2 protein-coding genes and 1 pseudogene are annotated in these 3,079 nt (G+C 31.7%); all 3 read right to left on the bottom strand.

The genetic code is table 11. From position 1 onward, the window contains the following. Positions 1-441: 441 nt before the first annotated feature. The gene (rfbC, locus tag F6K22_RS37145) at positions 442-990 is read right to left on the bottom strand and encodes a dTDP-4-dehydrorhamnose 3,5-epimerase (protein WP_293109760.1); all 549 of its coding nucleotides are present in this window, start codon (positions 988-990) and stop codon (positions 442-444) included. A gap of 326 nt (positions 991-1,316) precedes the next feature. Then, positions 1,317-2,177 carry a class I SAM-dependent methyltransferase gene (locus tag F6K22_RS37140; RefSeq protein WP_293109758.1) on the bottom strand — a complete coding sequence of 287 codons (861 nt, stop codon included), beginning with the start codon at positions 2,175-2,177 and terminating at the stop codon, positions 1,317-1,319. 651 nt (positions 2,178-2,828) lie between these two features. Then, positions 2,829-3,079 (bottom strand): annotated as a pseudogene (locus F6K22_RS37135) (hypothetical protein); the annotation flags it as partial.

The raw sequence follows: 3,079 nt of genomic DNA, 5'->3' as shown, positions 1-3,079 counted from the left end.
GAATTCTCAATTTGGAGTTTTGAGAATCTTACACTTTGAGAATTTGCCAATTTTTATTCTGCCTTTGAGTAAGTAGATCGGCAAAATTTTACTCTCTGTGGAAAATTACTTCAGCTAGAAAATTTGCCGAAATTTTCTGAATTCTCAATTTGGAGTTTTGAGAATCTTACACTTTGAGAATTTGCCAATTTTTATTCTGCCTTTGAGTAAGTAGATCGGCAAAATTTTACTCTCTGTGGAAAATTACTTCAGCTAGAAAATTTGCTGAAATTTCCAGAGTTCTCTGTTCTGAGTTTTGAGAATCTTACACTTTGAGAATTTGGCGATTTTGATTTTGTCTTAATATCAAGTTAGGTGGAAAAATTAAACTCCAAGTAATCATTCTAGCAAGTAATTTTTCCAAAGATATTCTGACTCGTGACTCCTGACTCCTGACTCGTCTCAATCAAACAAATCAGAACTTTTCAAACTTTTACCAGCTTCATCTTTTTTAGATAATTTCACCTCAATTCCATCTAAAGGCCAACTAATCCCAATCTCTGGATCGTTCCATAGAATTGAACGCTCATATTCCGGTGCATAATAATCAGTAGTCTTATACAAAACATCAGCAGTTTCAGACACTACTAAAAAACCATGAGCAAAACCAGGAGGCACCCAAAGTTGTCGTTTATTTTCCGCACTTAAAAGATAACCTACCCACTTACCAAAATTAGGAGAATTTTTGCGAATGTCTACAGCAACATCAAATATTTCTCCCACAACTGCTCTTAATAATTTACCTTGAGCTTGTTGAATTTGATAATGTAAACCTCGAAGTACACCTTTGCTAGAACGAGAGTGATTATCTTGCACAAATTCCAAATTTACTCCTGTTTTTTGTGAAAAATTATGTTGATTAAAACTCTCCATAAAAAAGCCACGTTCGTCTCCAAAAACTTTTGGCTCTATTAACAATACTTCAGGAATTTCTGTTTCAATTACATTCATTTTTTTTTACCTCAATGAATAATGGATAATTGATAATGGATAATTGATAATTAATAATCAGACATAAACAGGTACACAAAATTAATTATACATCTATGCCAGCTAAATTTTTTTGCTCCTAAAGAACCCAGAGAATTAGAATAGGTAAATAATTTTGTTTAGGTACTTATAGCAATCCTAAATTGGTTATTGGTTGTAACAAGTTTTATAAGAGTTAATCTGAGCTGAAAAACTTAAAAATTGTGACTTCTGACTCCTGCAACCAAAATATTACAACTTGAATAGGATTGCTATAGTTTTCATTATCCATTATCAATTATCCATTGTTAACTCTTTTTTCCCCAAGCTTCTAATTCTCCTATCCATAAATTAAAGACTAATTTATCTAGATTGAGAAATTGAGAAATTGAAAGTAAAAAAGAGAACAGAATCTGCTGATAATACTTCAATCTATTCAAAATATATCCTAGACTCATTAAATTACTGGTTGGCTTTGATTCTACATCAGAAAATCCACTTTTTTCCAAAGCAAATTTTATTGTATCAAGGGAGAAATAAGTTAAGTGTTCTGTTGGTTTATAGTGATACCACAAAGACCCTAGTAATTTCTGCCAAAATCCTCCTACATTGGGAGTAGTAATAAAAATCCATCCTCCAGGTTTCAAAAGTTGATAAGCTGCTGTTAGTTGAGCAATAGGATCTGTCGTATGTTCGATCGTATCTTGTAACATAATCAAATCAAAAGAATTAGGTTCCAAATTATGATCAAACAAATCCCCTTGATATACAGATAAACCTCGACTTTGAGCAAATTTTACTGCATATTCTGAGACTTCTAAACCTTGAGGATTATCCCATCCTAAATCTTTTGCTTGCTCCAAACAATCACCTAAAGCACAACCTACATCTAATAATAAACCTTGACCAGAAAGTTTTTTCTCCGCTTTTAATAAACGCTTCCGAAAAGTCTGACTATTAATTTTCATCCCTTGAAAATAATTAGAATATCCTCCTTTTGGGAAATCGTTATTATAATAATCTTCCTGATAGATAGCAGTAGGATTTGCTGGTGGATTATTATCCCATACCATACCACATTCAGAGCATTTTGCTAATAGATAGTCATTACCTGCTTTGTAGTAGTTAAATTTATTTGCATGACATAAGGGACAATGATTTTTTGGCATAATTTTTGATTAAAATTACTTCTGTTAGGGTAAGCATTCAGCGGTCAGCTATTAGCTATCAGCTATTTTTTTAGTTTTAGATAAAAGCTTTATTAAAGTCAGATTTAATTATGACTACAAAAGCAAACTTTAAAGTCTATTTTAATTTAAACCCTCTCCTTAAGGTTGGGATATCATTGGTGATAGCTGAAAGCTAATAACTGAATACTTACCTGTTAGGATATACCGTCTGGGATTACCCATAAATTCATGTATAGGCAATTTGGGTGATTATTGTTATCTGTTTAAATATATATCTATTTGAATACTTGTCAACCATCTTCTACTCTAACTTTTACTTCATCATTTAATTTGACAAATTCTTGCTTGTCAGAATTATAAACCCAAGCTTTAATTACAGTTTCTCCTACAGGTAAAGATTTGGCTGAAAATTTTACTTTCCATCTGGCTCTACTATCAAGTTTTGACTTCAGAATTTTAGCAATATCATTACTCTCTAAGTTAACAATGGCATTGGCAAAAAAATATTGATTCTCACCAGAAGAAAGTAATACTAAGTTAGGTTTTTCTTTTCCATGTTGTGAGAGAGAACAGGGAGTTAATAAGATGTTTCATTAATTAGGCATAGGAAATTATATACTAAAATACTTGTCAACTATCTTCGACCTTAACTTTTACTTGGTCGTTTAATTTGACAAATTCTTGCTTGTCAGAATTATAAACCCAAGCTTTAATGATAGTTTCTCCCGCAGGTAAAGATTTGGCTGAAAATTTTACTTTCCATCTGGCTCTACTATCAAGTTTTGACTTCAGAATTTTAGCAATATCATTACTCTCTAAGTTAACAATAGCGTTGGCAAAAAAATATTGATTCTCACCAGAAGAAAGTAATACTAAGTAGA

This window comes from Okeania sp. SIO2F4, assembly GCF_010672385.1.
Classification (GTDB): domain Bacteria; phylum Cyanobacteriota; class Cyanobacteriia; order Cyanobacteriales; family Microcoleaceae; genus Trichodesmium.
The sequence above is the reverse complement of the archived record's forward strand: the minus strand, read 5'-3'. Positions and strand labels throughout refer to the sequence as shown.

Excerpts from the sequence above, each read along its gene's own strand:
- rfbC (WP_293109760.1), bottom strand. The coding sequence starts at position 990 with ATGAATGTAATTGAAACAGAAATTCCTGAAGTATTGTTAATAGAGCCA.
- F6K22_RS37140 (WP_293109758.1), bottom strand. The coding sequence starts at position 2,177 with ATGCCAAAAAATCATTGTCCCTTATGTCATGCAAATAAATTTAACTAC.